Source organism: Vagococcus fluvialis bH819 (assembly GCF_900163795.1).
GTDB lineage: Bacteria > Bacillota > Bacilli > Lactobacillales > Vagococcaceae > Vagococcus > Vagococcus fluvialis_A.
This window is the reverse complement of sequence record NZ_FWFD01000007.1, coordinates 51,966-67,905: the sequence shown is the minus strand read 5'-3', so window position 1 is coordinate 67,905 and position 15,940 is coordinate 51,966. Positions and strand designations below refer to the sequence as shown.

The window sequence follows — 15,940 nt, the reverse complement described above, 5'->3', positions numbered from 1 at the left end:
TTCTTTCCCTTATTATCAAATTTATAATTAAACATATATTTTTTATAAATACCTCATAATACTTATTATTACTTCCTGATTTTTTATTTAAATACAAACTAGAAACATATTACGTTCCCTTTTTTAATCCAAGTTTTTATCCTTGCCCTTTTATTCATATCGTGTTAAAATTTTCATTACGCAAAACGTAACAATTACGCTTTGTATAAAAAGTAAAAGGAAGGACTATCCTCATGAATTATATAGATGTTAAAGGGCTCACTTTTTATTACGGAGAGGAACCTGTTCTCCAAGATATTTCTTACCATGTATCTCCTGGTGAATTTGTCATCTTAACTGGTGAAAATGGTGCAGCTAAGTCCACATTGATTCGGAACACACTCGGACTTTTAACACCAGCTAAAGGTGATATCACAATTTCTCCTATTAATATAGAAGGAAAAAAACTGAAAATAGGTTATAGTCCCCAACAAATTGCTTCTTTTAATGCTGGTTTTCCTAGTACCGTTTTAGAAATGGTAGAATCTGGGCGTTTCAGTAGTGGCAAGTGGTTTAAACGCTTATCTAAGGAAGATCACAGTCATGTTGAAAAGGCATTGAAATCGGTTAGTATGTGGGACATGCGTCATAAGCGAATCGGTGAATTATCCGGTGGACAAAAGCAACGAATTTGTTTGGCTCGAATTTTTGCTTCTGACCCAGATTTATTTATTTTAGATGAACCTACAACTGGGATGGATGAGGCTTCTAGACGTGCTTTTTATAAGTTACTTCAACATAGTTCTCATGTGCATCAAAAAGCAATTTTAATGATTACTCATGATCACGAAGATATTAAAGAATACATGGATCGTCATATCCAGTTAGTTAGAAAGGAGGACACAGAATGGAGATGTTTTCATATGAGTTCATGACCCGAGCGTTAATTGCGGCTTCATTCATGGCTGTTATTGCACCACTTTTAGGTGTCTTCCTTGTTTTAAGAAGGCAATCACTTCTAGCTGATACTCTGTCACATGTTTCTTTAGCCGGAATTGCCCTTGGTTTCTTCATTAATATGAACCCAACTATTACGACTTTAGTTGTTGTCGTCATTTCTGCTTTAGCCTTAGAATACATTCGTAAGCTTTACAGTTCTTACTCCGAAGTTTCCACAGCAGTCTTGATGTCTGGTGGCTTAGCAGTAGCTCTTGTTTTAATGAATTTAAACAAAGGTGAATCTCAAATGAATATTCAACAGTATTTATTCGGTTCAATTATTACGATTAATTGGTCTCAAGTAAAGATTCTAGGTATTTTAATGGTAGTCGTTTTGATTTTATTCACTTTCTTAAAGCGCCCAATGTACGTTTTAACCTTTGATGAAGATACCGCTCATGTAGACGGACTTCCTGTCAGCTTACTTTCGACTTTATTTAATGTGATTACAGGAGTTGCTATTACCGTCATGATTCCAATAGCTGGTGCCTTACTTGTTTCGGCAATTATGATTTTACCTGGGACAATTTCTATGAAGTTAGGCCGGACGTTTAATGGTGTCATCATTTTTAGTATTGTTGTTGGATTTATTGGCATGATTTCAGGTTTAATTGGTTCTTACCAACTAGATACGCCACCAGGTGCAACGATTACTTTGGTTTTTATTTTTATCTTTATTCTCGTAAATGTTTGGGAAATTTTAAAGAAGAAAACACTCAAAAAATAATTTATTTTGTTAAGCACCTTGCCTCTGTATGAGTTATAACTCACACAGAGGTATTTTTTTGGACAAATTTTTATTTAACGTCGATGTTTCCGTTCATTTAGTTAGACTTATTGTTATTTAAGAGGGCTGTCAGGTATGTTATGCTTTAATTACGTTAGATATACTCTTGTTATTTTTTAACTTTATCTTTCTTTTGACAGTAGATGTATCTAATGAAGATTGACTAGTAATTAATTATAAAAAGGAGGAATTTTTATGGTGTTATTATTAATCGAAATATTGATTATGTCCTGTACAATTATTTTAGGATTAGTTAAAGGAGGCACACTTGGTTCTGGTGTTGCTTCTGTCGTCGCACTTTTTATTATGTTATTTATTTTTCATTTACCACCTTCTTCACCCCCAGTTACAGCAGTCCTCATTATTATTTCTATTGGTATCGCAAGCGGTGCTCTTCAGGCTTCTGGTGGGATGGATTATATGATCTCCATTGCCACAAAAATTATTCGTCGTTTTCCAAAAATCATTACCCTAGTTGCCCCTCTCGTCTGTTTTATTTTTGTTTTCGGTATGGGAACTGCGATGATCAGCCTTTCTTTAGAACCGATAATTGCTGAAACAGCTACAAAATCTAAGGTAAATCCTAAAGGTGCACTGATTAGCTCTGTTCTTGCTTCTAACATGGCTCTCCTATGTAGTCCCGCTTCTTCTTCAACTGCTTTTGTCATCATGCTTTTAATGCCTTTTGGTGTCTCTCTTGTTACTTATTTAGGTATTGTTCTACCTTCAACTTTAGCTGCTATTGTTATTTTAAGCTTAATTTTAATGATTTTAGAGAAAAAAACGCCCTTCGACGAAAGCGTTTTAAAAGAATATAAAACATCAGCAACTGTTACTTCTCACTCTAAATCAGCTAAATATTCAACATTTGTCTTTCTTGGCTGTGTTTTCTGTATTATTCTCTTTGGTTTAATGCCAGACTTGCTGCCTCAATATAAAGTAGAGGATAAACTAGTTAAAATCGCCGCATCCGATTTAGTTCAAATGTTTATGTACTTATCTGCAGCGATTAATATCCTTGTTTTCAGAGTTAAGTCTAAAACTATTTTAGCAACTGATGCTGTTAGAAATGCTTTAGGTGCTGCACTCATTGTTCTTGGTCTTGGTTGGGTTGGCGCGACAGTTTTTGGCTCTCCAGGAAATCAGGTAGTCCTTCAAACAACTATTGGTCAGATTTTACAGAGTAATCCTTGGGTTATTATTTTAATTTGTGGTTTTGTGGCGATGATTGTTGGGGCACAAACGGCTGTTGCTGCAATTGTTTTCCCTTTAGCACTTAGTTTGAATATCTCACCGATTACTCTAATTATCATTGTTCAATGTTTAAATATAAATTTCATCATACCGGCACAACCCACTTTGCTACTTGCTTGTGAATTAGATAAAACAGGACGAACTAAACCTTTTAGTTTTATAATTCCAGGTTTTGCTATTACCGCCTTTTCTATCATTTTATCTTATGGTCTAACGTTGTTTATTTAACGTCCCAATATCACAACGCATCGTTTTTATTACTTAAAAACACTGCTGTTTAGAGACTTTTATTCTTAAAATAAAAGTGACTCAAACAGTGGTGTTTCTTTATTTACCGAACATTTTCTTTTTTTTTATAAAAATACTTTGTTTTTTACTTCAAACATACTATAATGGTTAATAATACTTAATATAAAGAAGGAGGTTACTATGAAAATAAAGAGAAGTGAACGATTAATTGATATGACTGCTTATATTTTAAGCCACCCTCACACACTAACTCCCTTAACTTTTTTTGTTAAAAAATACGAATCAGCAAAATCTTCAATCAGTGAAGATTTGACAATAATCAAAAAAACATTTAAGGATCGTGGCTTTGGTACATTAGAAACAGTTGCCGGTGCTGCTGGAGGCGTTATTTTTACACCAGAAATTCCTTTTGATACTGCTAAAGAAATGGTGACAGGATTATGTGGACGTTTATCAGAGCAAGATCGTTTATTACCTGGTGGGTATGTTTATCTTTCAGATTTGCTTGGAGAACCTCAATTACTAAAACAAATAGGTCAAATCATTGCCTCTCAATATGTGGGTAAAGAAATTGATGCTGTCATGACTGTTGCGACAAAAGGTGTTCCCATTGCCCAAGCGGTCTCGCATTATTTAAATGTGCCTTTTGTTATCGTTCGTCGTGATTCTAAAATCACAGAAGGTTCCACAGTTAGTGTCAACTATGTCTCTGGTAGTTCTGAAAGAATTGAAAAAATGGAACTATCAAAACGTAGCTTAAAACGTGGTTCTCGTGTACTTGTTGTGGACGATTTCATGAAAGGTGGCGGAACTGTTAATGGTATGAAAGCCTTGATTGAAGAATTTGAAGCCGAACTTGTGGGGATTACAGTTTTTGCAGAATCGACTTTTAGTGGTCGTCGCATGATTGAAGATTACACTTCACTTCTTTGCGTGAAGGACGTCGATATTAGAACAAAAAATATTACCGTTGTTCCTGGTAATTATTTTGATACTGATAATAATAACTAAATTGGTCTAGTCACCTAAAATGATAAAGAGCTTGTCTTTCGAGCTCTTTTTTTGTTACAATGAACTGAAAACTTAGATGAGTCTTAATGAAAATAAGGAGTGTTAAATAAGTGGAAAATCGCTATGCAATTATTTTAGCAGCTGGTAAGGGTTCTCGTATGAAATCTTCTTTATACAAAGTCCTTCATTCGGTTGCAGGAAAACCAATGGTAGAACATGTTATTGAGCAAGTTGAAGCTATTAATGTAGATGAAATTGTTACAATCGTCGGTTTTGGTGCTGAGATGGTAAAAGAACATGTTGGAGATCGCTCTAAATATGCTTTACAAAAAGAACAACTTGGTACCGGTCATGCGGTCCTAGCTACTGCTGATTTATTAAAAGATAAAAAAGGGACAACTCTTGTTATTTGTGGAGATACCCCTCTTTTAACTTCTGATACTTTAAGCAAACTAGTCCAACATCATGAAGAGACAAAAGCAAAAGCAACAATTCTTTCCGCTGTGGCTAAGGATGCGTCAGGGTACGGTCGTATTATTCGCAATGATAAAAACTTAGTTGAAAAAATCGTTGAACATAAAGATGCTTCCGAAGCTGAATTATTAGTCAATGAATTTAACACTGGAACTTATTGCTTTGATAATGAATTTTTATTCGATGCTTTAAACAGTGTTGGTAATGACAACGCCCAAGGTGAATATTATTTACCTGATGTGATTAGTATCTTAAAAAATAAAGGTGAGATCGTAACAGCTTTTGTCATGGACTCAGAAGACGAATCTATGGGAATTAATGACCGTGTTGCTCTTGCCAAAGCTAACCAAATCATGACGGCTCGTATTAACGAAAACCACATGCGCAATGGGGTTACTTTTATCGATCCAAGCACCACTTACATTGAAAGTGATGTCTTGATTGGACAAGACACCTTAATTGAACCTGGTGTTGTTCTTCGTGGTAAAACAGTGATTGGTGATAATTGTTTCGTAAGTGCTAATTCTGATATCTCAGATTCAATCATTGGTAATAACGTAAAAATTCATTCATCTACTCTAAAAAATGCCACGGTCAAAGATGGAGCAGATGTGGGGCCTTATGCTCACTTGCGTCCAGATGCGATTATTGCTGAAAATGCCCATATCGGCAATTTTGTTGAAATTAAAAAAGCAACCATCGGTGAAGGCTCAAAAGTTGGTCACTTAACTTATGTGGGAGATGCTACTTTAGGAAAAGATATTAATGTTGGTTGCGGCACAGTTTTTGTGAACTATGACGGAAAAAATAAATTTCATACAACAATTGGTGATCATAGCTTTATTGGCAGTGGTACCAATTTAATTGGACCTGTCTCAATCGGTAATAACGCCGCTACTGCTGCCGGGTCGACCATTACTGAAAATGTACCTGATGATGCGCTTGGTATTGCCCGAAGTCGTCAATCAAATTTAGATGGTTATTCTAAAAAAATGCCATATAACGAATAAAAAACATGAAATCACTTGATTTATTCGTAAAAAATGACTACTATTTAGGTGGAAGAATAATCTCAGTTATAGAAATAGAAAGTGGAGGTCCTCATGTCTAATCATTACTTTGATCCAAGACTAAAAATCTTTTCGTTAAACTCAAATAAACCTTTAGCTACTAAAATAGCTGATGCTGTTGGGGTAGAATTAGGAAAGTCTGAAGTGAAACAATTCAGCGATGGTGAAATTCAAATCAATATTGAACAAAGTATTCGTGGTGGTCACGTTTATTTAATTCAATCAACAAGCAATCCTGTAAACGATCATTTAATGGAGCTTCTTATCATGATTGATGCACTTAAAAGAGCGAGTGCTGAAACAATCAACGTGGTTATGCCTTATTATGGTTACGCTCGTCAAGACCGTAAAGCTCGTTCTCGTGAGCCAATCACGGCTAAGTTGGTAGCTAACATGTTAGAAACTGCTGGAGCAACTCGTATGCTTACTTTAGATTTACACGCTTCACAAATCCAAGGTTTCTTCGATATTCCAGTAGATCATTTGATGGCAGCACCTTTACTTGCAGATTACTTTAAAGATCATGGTTATGAAGGTGATGACGTTGTCGTTGTTTCTCCTGATCACGGTGGAGTAACTCGTGCTCGTAAATTAGCAGAAATTTTGAAATCACCTATTGCTATTATTGATAAACGTCGTCCTAAAGCGAACGTTGCTGAAGTAATGAACATTATTGGGGAAGTTAAGGGTAAAAAATGTGTCTTAATTGATGACATGATTGATACAGCTGGTACGATTACATTAGCAGCTGAAGCCTTGAAAGAAAAAGGCGCAACTGAAGTTGTTGCATGTTGTACTCACCCTGTTTTATCCGGACCTGCAATTGAACGTATTGATAATTCTTCAATCGAAAAATTAATCATTACAGATTCAATTCGTTTACCTGAAGATAAAACATCAGACAAAATCGAAATCGTTAGTGTGGGTGAATTAATGGGAGATGCGATTAAACGTATCCACGAAAACAAACCAGTTAGTCCACTTTTTGAATCAAAAAAATAGGTTAAAAAAATACGTCAGACTAGTTGTCTGGCGTATTTTTTGTGTTTTCTTGTTGTGCTTTTAGCAAGTCACGAATATCATTTAAGATAGCTTCTGAAGTCTCTGGCTCTTCTTCATCTGCCACAACTTCTTCTTTTTTAGGAACAATTTGATTGGCTTTATTGACCGTCTTAATAATCATAAATAAAACAAATGCTGTAATTAAAAAAGTAATAATTGCAGAAATAACTGATCCATAGTCAAATTTAATGCCATTTACTTTAAAAAACATCCCCTTAGTCGCATCTTCCATATTTTTAGAATTAGGTATAATAAAACTAATAACTAAATTTATTAGGGGTGTAATCACATTTGTTGTTAAAGTGGTAATAATACTTGTAAAAGCCCCACCTATAATAACACCGACTGCTAAATCCAAAACACTACCTCTTGATATAAATTCCTTAAACTCTTTTAACACACTATCAACTCCCCTTACGATTTATCTCTTTCATTATACAAAATCAAATAAATAATTTCATTTATTTTGATTTGACATGTAACTTATTTGTAATATATGATAAGATACTGTAAAGATAAATTAAAAGATTAAATTTATTGCAATCCTTAATCTTTTATTAAAATTAGATTTTTCAGCTTAAAATCTAGCTTTTCTCTACCAATATAGATTAATTTTTGGTACTCTAGTGGGTGTATCTTATTTTACAAAATTAAGACACCTATCTGATCAACGAAGGAGATTAGATTCATGACCTATGAATTAAATAAAAATGTTAATTTACATGTTTTCCCAACTAATAAATATAAAACGGTGCGTCTTTTAGTTCGTTTTGCCGCACCTTTAAATAAAGAAACTAGTAGTAAACGTTCACTTTTAGCAAGCTTAATGGAAACCAATAGTTTGAATTTTCCTGATCAAATTTCTCTTAGCAAAAAATTATCTGATTTATATGGGGCAGGCTTTGGTATAGGTGTTAGTCGTAATGGTAATCAACACTATCTTACAATTGGTCTTAATATTATCAATGACCATTTAGTACCTAGTGGAACATCTGTTTTAGAATCTGCTGTTGCTTTTTTAAAAGAGATCATCTTTGAACCTCATATTATCGATGGTTCCTTTGATCAAGAAACCTTTAACCGCGAACAAGAGAATTTAGTTGAGTACATCGAATCTATTTTTGATGATAAGCAAACGTACGCAGCTCTTTCCCTACAAAATTTATTTTTTACTCACTCTAATAGTCAAAAAACACCTAGTTTTGGAGATGTCAGCTCAATAGAATCAGAAACAGCTGCTTCTATTGCTAGTTATTATCAAGACATGATTCGTACCGATAAAGTCGATATTATGGTCATTGGTGATGTCGCTGAAGGTTATGTTAAGCGAGTTTTTAAAAATTTCGGTTTTACTGATCGTGAAAATATTATCACCCCTTTATTTTATCAACAGCCTTTTCAAAATATTATTCAACAAAAAATGGAACAATTACCCGTTGTTCAATCAAAACTAAATTTAGCCTATCATTGTGATATCTATTATTATGACGAACTTTATTTTGCTTTAATGATTTTCAATGGCTTATTTGGTGGCTTTCCCCATTCTAAACTCTTTCTAAACGTTCGTGAAAAACATAGCCTTGCTTATTATGCAAGTAGCTCATTAGAACCTTTTAGAGGATTAGTTACAGTTCAAACTGGGATTGATGGTAAAAATAGAGAAAAAGTTTTACGTTTAATTAACGAGCAACTCAGAGAACTTATTGCTGGAAAGATCTCAATTGAAGATCTTGATCAGACTAAAGTCATGCTTAAAAACCACTATTTACTTGGACAAGATAGTCAGCGTAATTTGATGGAGCAGGCTTATTTAAAACTAAAAGTACCTGCTGCTGATATTTCACAAGAAGAGTGGCTGCAACGCATCGATCAAGTTAGCATTGAAGACATTCAAGAAGTCGCTAAACACGTCCGTTTACAAGCTGTTTATTTCATGGAAGGAGAGAAAAACTAATGATGAAAAAAATTTTTTATCCTTCAATTAACGAAACTCTTTATACTGGGACTTTAGACAATGGTCTAGAAGTCACTTTATTACCAAAACTCGATTTCCATAAAACTTACGGCTTATTTACAACGAATTATGGGTCAATTGATAATGATTTTGTACCACTTGGACAAGATAATTTTACCAAAGTCCCCGATGGTATAGCACATTTTTTAGAGCATAAACTATTTGAAAAAGAAGACGAAGATGTTTTTCAAAAATTTGGTAAACAAGGTGCTTCAAGTAATGCTTTTACCAGTTTTACTCGAACTAGCTATCTTTTTTCAAGTACTGATAACACACTAAAAAATATTCAAACACTTTTAGATTTCGTCCAAGACCCTTATTTCACGGAAGAATCTGTTAATAAAGAAAAAGGAATTATTGCCCAAGAAATTAGAATGTATCAAGACGACCCAAATTGGCGCCTATATTTTGGTATAATTAATAACTTGTATCCTAAGCACCCATTACATATCGATATTGCTGGAACTGAAGAAAGTATTAATCGAATTACAGCAGAAGACCTCTATCTTTGTTACAATACCTTCTATCATCCTAGTAATATGAATCTATTTATCGTAGGAAATTTAGAACCCGAGCGATTAATGACCTTTATAAAAGAAAATCAGGCACAAAAAGAGTTTGTTCCTAGCCAATCTATTAAGCGACGTTTTCCTATTGAAACATCAAATGAAATTATTAAAGAAGACCGAATTGAATTATCGGTTAATCGACCAAAAGCAATTGTTGGTTTGAAAGGTCTTGATACTGTTCCAGAAGATGGGTTTGAACGCTTAAAATATCAAACAAGCCTTCAACTACTTTTACACTTACTTTTTGGTGATACATCTGAAAGTTACTTAGAAATGTACAATGATGTACTGATTGATGATTCGTTTTCTTATGAATTTACACTAGATCGAAGTTTTCATTTTGCTGATTTTAGTACCGATACTAGTGAACCTGAACGCTTCGCCAATCAAATGATCAATTTGATTTTAAAATCAAAAGATAGCCCTGAACTAAACGAACGTAACTTAAACTTGGCCAAACGTAAAATGATGGGACGACACCTTCAATCATTAGATTCTCTAGAATATATTGCTAATCAATTCAGCACCATGAAATTTGGTGAAACAACCTTGTTTGATTTTGCGGAAGTGATTGACAGTATTGAATTAAAGGATCTTTTAGTGGTACAAGAGAATTTTGTTCGCCCTGAAGGACTAAGTCGATTCTTTATTTATCCTAAACAAAGATAAGAAGTTCAGCCCATAGTCTTATTGGCAGATGCTATATTTTTTTGTATAGTCGTAATAAAGGAATAGTTTAAACTGAAATATCATGCTTAAAAATAATAAATAAATCAAAGAATCATCATCAACTACGTGATTAGTTGACTAGTTTAGAAAGAAGGAGCTTACATTTGGAAACGATTGGAGAACAATTAAAAGCAGCTCGCCTAGATCGAGGCCTGACAATCGGTGATTTACAAAAAATAACAAAAATACAAAGACGTTATTTAGAAGCTATTGAAGATAATGATTTTGATGCAATGCCTAGTGACTATTACACTCGTACATTTATCAGACAATTTTCTGAAGCGGTTGGTTTAAATCCTAAACCACTTTTAAGACGCTTAGATGGTAAACCTGAGGAAGAGTCTGGTTTATCTAACACTATGATTCTCTCATTACCTGTTAAGGGATCTAGAAAGTCTAAATATAATGAAACCAATACAAAAAAATCAACAATAAAATCTTATATACCTGTTACTTTATTAGTTTTAGTCGTTTTAGCTATCATTGGGACTATTACTTGGGCAATTATGTTAGACTCCGAAAAAGGACCAATCGTACCAAAACCAGATAAAACAACGATCGTTCAAGGGTCTAAAGAATCTACTAAAGAAAGTTCTAAAAAAGAAACGGATAGCTCTGAAAAAACAAGTGAGTCCTCTACAAAAGATAGTTCTAGTTCTGAAAAGAAAAAGAAAAAAGAAAAAAGTGCTTTTACATTAGAATCTGATACTGGTGATTTTGCAACTTACACTGCAAAAAATGTTAAAGAACCTTTAAAAGTTTCCTTCAAAGGATTAGATGGCCCAGCTTGGGTTGGACTTCAATCAACAACTACACAAGAGTTATTCTATCAATATACTATCCAACCGGGTGAAGAATTAGAAACAATTGCGCCAGAAGGTTTGGATTCTCTCGATATTATCGTAGGAGCAGCTAACAATGTAAAAATTAGTGTCAACGGTGCAGAATTAAAATTCAACGAAAAAACTCCCGTTACAGGTAAAAAAATGATAACATTGAAGTTGAACAAGGCAACTACTAATAGTCAAGAAGAGGAAGAGGTTAATAGATAATATGAATTTACCTAATAAATTAACTGTATTAAGAATTTTTATGATCCCGATTTTCATCGTGGTGGCTGTTGTCCCATTAAATTGGGGTGAAATTAGTATTTTAGGAACGTCGTTAGAAGTCACACAATTAATCGCTGCTATCATTTTTGCTGTTGCTAGTATTACGGATTGGTTAGATGGAAAAATTGCCAGAAAGCATAATTTAGTGACTAATTTTGGTAAATTTGCTGATCCATTAGCTGATAAAATGCTAGTTATGACTGCATTCATCGTTTTAGTCGAACAAGGAAAAGCTGCTGCTTGGGTTGTGGCAATTATTGTTTGTCGTGAACTAGCTGTCACTGGTCTTCGTTTATTACTTGTTGAGGGCGGTGAAGTAATGGCTGCCGCTTGGCCTGGTAAAATTAAGACAGCTACACAAATGGTAGCAATTATCTTGCTATTAATGAATAACGTGCCATTTGCTAGTCTAGGTCTTCCACTAGATCAAATCATGCTTTATATTTGTTTAGCATTCACTATTTATTCAGGTGTAGATTATTTCGCAAAAAATAAAGACGTTTTTAAAGATTCTATGTAAAATCAAGAGGTTTTCTCTTGATTTTTTGCGTTATAATGATTAGAGTTAACTTATGTTTCATATTTTAATTTAAAGGAATGATTCTTATGACAACTATTTTCAAGTCAATTCAAAAACATGCTTTGTTAAGAAGTATCGCCTATATCCTACTTGGTATTGCGATTTTTCTTGAACCTAACAAAGTTTCTCAAATGATTTTATATTTAATCGTTTCTTACAATGTCTTAATGGGAATATTCAACTTGATTGGTGCAAGAAAAAATAAAACAAATGGTTATAATTCAGCAACATCCATTGCGATTTTCTACTTTATTTTTGCTTTAATTCTTTTCTTATTTGCTAAACCTCTTGTTGCTGCTTTACCCTTCCTTTTAGGTATCATGATTATCATTGGTGGTGGCGTTCGTTTGTCTCAATCATTAAGATTAAGACAATATGTTAACGTTAAATGGCTACCTATGTTTATCTATGGAGGCGTGATGATTGGTGCTGGTGTTCTTTTAGTAGCCAATCCATTTTCAACAATGATGATATTCTTCCAATTCTTTGGTGTTACACTTTTAATTGCTGGTATCTCAGAACTAGTTGCTTTTATCCGTTTCAGAAATTTTGAAATGTAAAAAAACGTCGTTCACTTTTTGGTGGACGACGTTTTTTTTACTTAACTATCTTCTTCTATTTTTTCTTTTGGAGTCACAATAGCTGGTAATGATGGTTTTTTATGATTTGTTTTAACCTCTAGTAAATCTAATAAAAAGACAAATACTGGAATTCCAATAATTAAGCCCCATATGCCAAAAAACTTCTCTGAAAACATTAAAATAATAAAAACATAAAAAACAGGTAAATCTGTTTTACTGCTCATTAATTTAGGATTTAAAAGATAAGATTCAATCCCGTGAATAATCGCAATCATAATCAGAACATAAATAATATCATGAACACCACCATTAGTATAGGCAATTAAACTTAATGGAATACATGAAATTATCACGCCTGCAACAGGAATCAAACTTAGCAAGAAAATCATTAAAGCTAAACTTAGAAGTTGATCCTGTGGAAATTTCATAAAATACAAACCAAATGTTGTTAAAATTGTATTGATCATAGCAATAATAAATTGTGCTTCAATCACAACACCAAATGTATTAACAAATTTTTTACCTAGATAACCCACATCTTTGCTAAACGTCCCAATCTTACTAGTGAAAAAAGCACGACCGAAATCTGTGACCCATTCTTTTTCAATAATAAAGAAGAAGCTTAAAATAAAGGACATAAAGAAAGTAATCCCCATAGAACCAATACTAGTAATAGTACTAAAAATCACTTTGGCTCCTGTTGTTAACTGTTGCTTAATATCTTGGAAATTAACGTTCGATAAAACCCATTCAAACAAACGGTTATCACTGTTCATTCGTTGATAGAATGAAAAGACTTCTTCGATCATTTTAACGGTTTGATTGAACAATCTTGGGACATACACTGTAATCGAAAAATATAGAAAAACAATGATTAACAAGTAAACTAAAATAACAATAATTTTTTTTGGTATTTTAATAATACGATGAATCCCATCCACACTTCTTAAAATCAAGTAAGTGAGTATAAAGGTCAATAAAACTAAACTCAAGATATTTCTAATTAAATACAAAATAATACAAACTGAAATTAAAACCAACGTTCTTCGAGCGGTATCGTTAGCTTTTAATCGGTTCCAAAAATCAAGCATAAAACACTCACAACCTCCTATAACTCCATTTTTATAAACAGAGTATTACCTATATTTTACGATAAAAAAAAGGCAAAAGATAGTAATTAAAGCTATTTCAAATTCAAAGTATCTAATATTAATATTTTATAGTAATTATCTAATACATCAGATGTGACTGGTTCTTCTTGCGACTCTCCCCATTCGTCTAACATTTGAATACTACTTGCTACATGTCTCGTTAATAAATCAATGGGTAACCCATTTCGACTTTCTTCTTTTAAAATAGTACCAAAAGATGCTGACATTTGTTTTAAGAAAAAAGCATCCACAGTTTCGATAAAAGACTGATCTAAATAGTTTCGATTAATCAAAAGCTGTGCGTCTGAATTTTCATAAAAATCGATTGAAATCTTAAAGGGTGTGTAAAACTTTTCCCGTTCATTATATTCAAAATAATCATTCCATAAGATAAATAGTCCAAATTCTAAGAGTTGATATTTATCTTCAAAATGGCGATAAAAGGTTGAACGATGGATTCCTGCTATTTTACAAATTTCTTTGACGCGAATTTCACTAAAATGACATTTTTCATCGACCATCATTTCAAAAAAACTTTCCCAAATCTTTATATCCATTGCTTTTTTTGCCATTTTTATCCTCCTATTCAAAACCTATAGAGACATTATATAGTTTTGTCTCTTATCAAACAAGTTCAAACATTATATAATAATATTAATCATATTTAGGAGGTTTTAGTGTGGCTAAAAGAAAAATTATTCTTTATATTGCAACAAGTTTAGACGGCTTCATTGCTGACAGAAATGGTAATATTGATTGGTTATCCACAAATGTGGATAGCTCTGAAATCGATACTTCTTATGAAGATTTTTATCAACAGGTGGATACTGTTATTCTTGGACGAACAACTTATGATCAAGTGACTCAAGTTCTTTCACCCGATAATTATCCATACAGTGATAGTACTTCTTACGTTTTAACATCTCGTCCAGGGGAATCTGCTGAATCGATTATTTTTACAGATCAACCTGTCGTTGAGATTGTTAATAACTTAAAACAAACAAATGGTGGTAATGTTTTTATCGTTGGTGGCGCAAGTATTATCCAACCACTTGTTGAGGCTAACTTGATTGATGAGTATCAATTAGCAACGATTCCTGTAATTTTGGGCGAGGGAATCCCTTTGTTTAAATCGATTAAAGAACCTGTAGGATTACAAATTAAAAATATTTCCACAGTCAATAACGTCGTTTATCGAACTTACGTTAAAAATTAAATTTTGTTTCCACATAATGTAAAGTTTTCTTTACATTATGTGGATTTTTATTTATAATTAAAGTAAAGATATCTTTACTTTTCCAGAAGGAGGTTAAAAGTGACTATTACCGTAAAAAATCAAATCAAAGAAATACGAGAAGAGCGCGGAATTAAGCAAAATGAAATGGCAAATAGTCTAGGTGTTTCTAGACAAACTATGACTGCCATTGAAAAAATGAAATACAACCCTAGTTTGGAGCTCTCACTTAAAATTGCTAGCTACTTTGACCTTAGTGTGGAAGAAATTTTTGAATTAAATTCGGAGGTGTAGAAATGATTTGGAATGTTTTGCTCATGTTTTCACTTATATTGATTGGTGTTTTCTCGGTTTACTCTGTTGGTCGCTTATTTCTAACGTTGATTTTAATGGATCGTTACGATGAACTTCAAAAAAAGGCTGTTTACGAATCATTTGCTATTACTTTCTTGATTATTCTTGTTGTTCATCTCATCCAACTGACGATCAACGTTTTCGAGATTGACTTACCCTTAATCGTTGGTCCTGGCACGGTACCAGGCGTCATTATTGGCAGTCCACCACTTCATATTAATAGCTTCTTCTTTGATAGCTTTGTTTTAGCCATTGTTTATTTTGTTAAGAAAAAACGTTATGGGATTTAGTCACACACATTTGGAGGTGTAAAGACAATGATTGGATATTATTTATTTCACTTTTTACTTTTTGGTGTTGCATTGTTTTCCATGTATTCTGTTATTCGCTTGTTCATCATGTTACTTCTTTTGCATCGTTATGATGAACTTCAAAAGAAGGCAGTTTACGAATCTTTCGCACTTAGTTTTTTAATTATTTTGTTGTTACACTTTGTTCAACTTAATATCAATCTTTTTGATATTGATTGGCCTCTACTAATTACGACTGGCAATCGCCTAGGTATTGCTGGAGGAAACGTTCCAAAACCACACTTCGACAGCTTTTTCTTCGATTGCTTCGTTCTAGCAGTTGTTTACTTGATAAAGAAGAGACGGTATGGCGTATAGCGTGATGAAAAAGGCGCTTAACTCCAAGCAACTGGAGAAACTTAAAAACAGTCCGTGCTCTTG

At 33.3% G+C, this 15,940-nt stretch carries 18 protein-coding genes; 15 read left to right on the top strand and 3 right to left on the bottom strand.

The features are described 5' to 3' along the window. The first annotated feature begins 233 nt into the window (after nucleotides 1–233). The 6 genes from FM121_RS03005 (at nucleotide 234) to FM121_RS02980 (ending at nucleotide 6,825) form a co-directional block, all read left to right on the top strand. Nucleotides 234–914, top strand: coding sequence for a metal ABC transporter ATP-binding protein (locus FM121_RS03005; RefSeq protein WP_086950668.1), 681 nt, complete (start codon nucleotides 234–236; stop codon nucleotides 912–914). Further along, on the top strand, nucleotides 887–1,705 hold the full coding sequence (locus tag FM121_RS03000) for a metal ABC transporter permease (RefSeq protein WP_086950667.1): 819 nt from the start codon (nucleotides 887–889) through the stop codon (nucleotides 1,703–1,705). Before FM121_RS03005 ends, FM121_RS03000 begins: the two co-directional genes overlap by 28 nt. Before the next feature lie 255 nt (nucleotides 1,706–1,960). Continuing rightward, the gene (locus tag FM121_RS02995) at nucleotides 1,961–3,247 is read left to right on the top strand and encodes an anaerobic C4-dicarboxylate transporter family protein (RefSeq protein ID WP_086950666.1); all 1,287 of its coding nucleotides are present in this window, start codon (nucleotides 1,961–1,963) and stop codon (nucleotides 3,245–3,247) included. A gap of 201 nt (nucleotides 3,248–3,448) precedes the next feature. Continuing rightward, nucleotides 3,449–4,279 carry a pur operon repressor gene (gene purR, locus FM121_RS02990; protein ID WP_086950665.1) on the top strand — a complete coding sequence of 277 codons (831 nt, stop codon included), beginning with the start codon at nucleotides 3,449–3,451 and terminating at the stop codon, nucleotides 4,277–4,279. A 110-nt stretch (nucleotides 4,280–4,389) separates the two neighbouring features. After that, on the top strand, nucleotides 4,390–5,763 hold the full coding sequence (gene glmU, locus FM121_RS02985) for a bifunctional UDP-N-acetylglucosamine diphosphorylase/glucosamine-1-phosphate N-acetyltransferase GlmU (RefSeq protein WP_086950664.1): 1,374 nt from the start codon (nucleotides 4,390–4,392) through the stop codon (nucleotides 5,761–5,763). 93 nt (nucleotides 5,764–5,856) lie between these two features. Beyond that, entirely contained in the window at nucleotides 5,857–6,825 is a 969-nt protein-coding gene (locus FM121_RS02980; RefSeq protein WP_086950663.1) for a ribose-phosphate diphosphokinase, read from the top strand. A 19-nt stretch (nucleotides 6,826–6,844) separates the two neighbouring features. Here FM121_RS02980 and mscL read toward each other — a convergent pair whose 3' ends face one another. Continuing rightward, nucleotides 6,845–7,285 carry a large conductance mechanosensitive channel protein MscL gene (gene mscL, locus FM121_RS02975; RefSeq protein WP_086950662.1) on the bottom strand — a complete coding sequence of 147 codons (441 nt, stop codon included), beginning with the start codon at nucleotides 7,283–7,285 and terminating at the stop codon, nucleotides 6,845–6,847. A 288-nt stretch (nucleotides 7,286–7,573) separates the two neighbouring features. On the opposite strand from mscL, the gene yfmF reads away from it, so the two are divergent. From yfmF to FM121_RS02950, 5 genes are all read left to right on the top strand, one after another. Then, nucleotides 7,574–8,839 carry an EF-P 5-aminopentanol modification-associated protein YfmF gene (gene yfmF, locus FM121_RS02970; RefSeq protein ID WP_086950661.1) on the top strand — a complete coding sequence of 422 codons (1,266 nt, stop codon included), beginning with the start codon at nucleotides 7,574–7,576 and terminating at the stop codon, nucleotides 8,837–8,839. A 2-nt stretch (nucleotides 8,840–8,841) separates the two neighbouring features. Next, nucleotides 8,842–10,137: an EF-P 5-aminopentanol modification-associated protein YfmH gene (gene yfmH, locus FM121_RS02965; RefSeq protein ID WP_373385066.1), complete on the top strand. Its 1,296-nt coding sequence runs from the start codon at nucleotides 8,842–8,844 to the stop codon at nucleotides 10,135–10,137. A gap of 164 nt (nucleotides 10,138–10,301) precedes the next feature. After that, nucleotides 10,302–11,249 (top strand): helix-turn-helix domain-containing protein, encoded by a 948-nt coding sequence (locus FM121_RS02960; protein ID WP_179203783.1) that lies wholly within the window; start codon nucleotides 10,302–10,304, stop codon nucleotides 11,247–11,249. A gap of 1 nt (nucleotide 11,250) precedes the next feature. Then, nucleotides 11,251–11,829, top strand: a complete 579-nt coding sequence (pgsA, locus tag FM121_RS02955) for a CDP-diacylglycerol--glycerol-3-phosphate 3-phosphatidyltransferase (protein WP_086950658.1) — start codon at nucleotides 11,251–11,253, stop codon at nucleotides 11,827–11,829. A gap of 86 nt (nucleotides 11,830–11,915) precedes the next feature. Further along, nucleotides 11,916–12,449, top strand: coding sequence for an HdeD family acid-resistance protein (locus FM121_RS02950; RefSeq protein ID WP_179203782.1), 534 nt, complete (start codon nucleotides 11,916–11,918; stop codon nucleotides 12,447–12,449). 41 nt (nucleotides 12,450–12,490) lie between these two features. Here the strand turns inward: FM121_RS02950 and FM121_RS02945 are convergent, their stop codons facing one another. Together FM121_RS02945 and FM121_RS02940 are read right to left on the bottom strand one after the other, a co-directional pair. Beyond that, nucleotides 12,491–13,561: an AI-2E family transporter gene (locus FM121_RS02945; RefSeq protein WP_086950656.1), complete on the bottom strand. Its 1,071-nt coding sequence runs from the start codon at nucleotides 13,559–13,561 to the stop codon at nucleotides 12,491–12,493. Between the two features lie 92 nt (nucleotides 13,562–13,653). Continuing rightward, complete coding sequence (locus tag FM121_RS02940) at nucleotides 13,654–14,193, bottom strand: TetR/AcrR family transcriptional regulator (protein WP_086950655.1); 540 nt, start codon at nucleotides 14,191–14,193, stop codon at nucleotides 13,654–13,656. Between the two features lie 107 nt (nucleotides 14,194–14,300). On the opposite strand from FM121_RS02940, the gene FM121_RS02935 reads away from it, so the two are divergent. From FM121_RS02935 to FM121_RS02920, 4 genes are all read left to right on the top strand, one after another. Next, the gene (locus FM121_RS02935) at nucleotides 14,301–14,837 is read left to right on the top strand and encodes a dihydrofolate reductase family protein (RefSeq protein WP_086950654.1); all 537 of its coding nucleotides are present in this window, start codon (nucleotides 14,301–14,303) and stop codon (nucleotides 14,835–14,837) included. A 105-nt stretch (nucleotides 14,838–14,942) separates the two neighbouring features. Next, nucleotides 14,943–15,149: a helix-turn-helix transcriptional regulator gene (locus FM121_RS02930; RefSeq protein WP_086950870.1), complete on the top strand. Its 207-nt coding sequence runs from the start codon at nucleotides 14,943–14,945 to the stop codon at nucleotides 15,147–15,149. 2 nt (nucleotides 15,150–15,151) lie between these two features. Further along, entirely contained in the window at nucleotides 15,152–15,499 is a 348-nt protein-coding gene (locus FM121_RS02925; RefSeq protein WP_086950653.1) for a hypothetical protein, read from the top strand. Nucleotides 15,500–15,526: 27 nt separating this feature from the next. Further along, nucleotides 15,527–15,877 carry a hypothetical protein gene (locus tag FM121_RS02920; RefSeq protein ID WP_086950652.1) on the top strand — a complete coding sequence of 117 codons (351 nt, stop codon included), beginning with the start codon at nucleotides 15,527–15,529 and terminating at the stop codon, nucleotides 15,875–15,877. Nucleotides 15,878–15,940: the final 63 nt, after the last annotated feature.

Bases quoted from the DNA above. Each gene is read 5' to 3' on its own strand.
- FM121_RS03005 (WP_086950668.1), top strand. From the start codon at position 234: ATGAATTATATAGATGTTAAAGGGCTCACTTTTTATTACGGAGAGGAA.
- FM121_RS03000 (WP_086950667.1), top strand. From the start codon at position 887: ATGGAGATGTTTTCATATGAGTTCATGACCCGAGCGTTAATTGCGGCT.
- FM121_RS02995 (WP_086950666.1), top strand. From the start codon at position 1,961: ATGGTGTTATTATTAATCGAAATATTGATTATGTCCTGTACAATTATT.
- purR (WP_086950665.1), top strand. From the start codon at position 3,449: ATGAAAATAAAGAGAAGTGAACGATTAATTGATATGACTGCTTATATT.
- FM121_RS02980 (WP_086950663.1), top strand. From the start codon at position 5,857: ATGTCTAATCATTACTTTGATCCAAGACTAAAAATCTTTTCGTTAAAC.
- yfmF (WP_086950661.1), top strand. From the start codon at position 7,574: ATGACCTATGAATTAAATAAAAATGTTAATTTACATGTTTTCCCAACT.
- yfmH (WP_373385066.1), top strand. From the start codon at position 8,842: ATGAAAAAAATTTTTTATCCTTCAATTAACGAAACTCTTTATACTGGG.
- pgsA (WP_086950658.1), top strand. From the start codon at position 11,251: ATGAATTTACCTAATAAATTAACTGTATTAAGAATTTTTATGATCCCG.
- FM121_RS02950 (WP_179203782.1), top strand. From the start codon at position 11,916: ATGACAACTATTTTCAAGTCAATTCAAAAACATGCTTTGTTAAGAAGT.
- FM121_RS02945 (WP_086950656.1), bottom strand. From the start codon at position 13,561: ATGCTTGATTTTTGGAACCGATTAAAAGCTAACGATACCGCTCGAAGA.
- FM121_RS02940 (WP_086950655.1), bottom strand. From the start codon at position 14,193: ATGGCAAAAAAAGCAATGGATATAAAGATTTGGGAAAGTTTTTTTGAA.
- FM121_RS02925 (WP_086950653.1), top strand. From the start codon at position 15,152: ATGATTTGGAATGTTTTGCTCATGTTTTCACTTATATTGATTGGTGTT.
- FM121_RS02920 (WP_086950652.1), top strand. From the start codon at position 15,527: ATGATTGGATATTATTTATTTCACTTTTTACTTTTTGGTGTTGCATTG.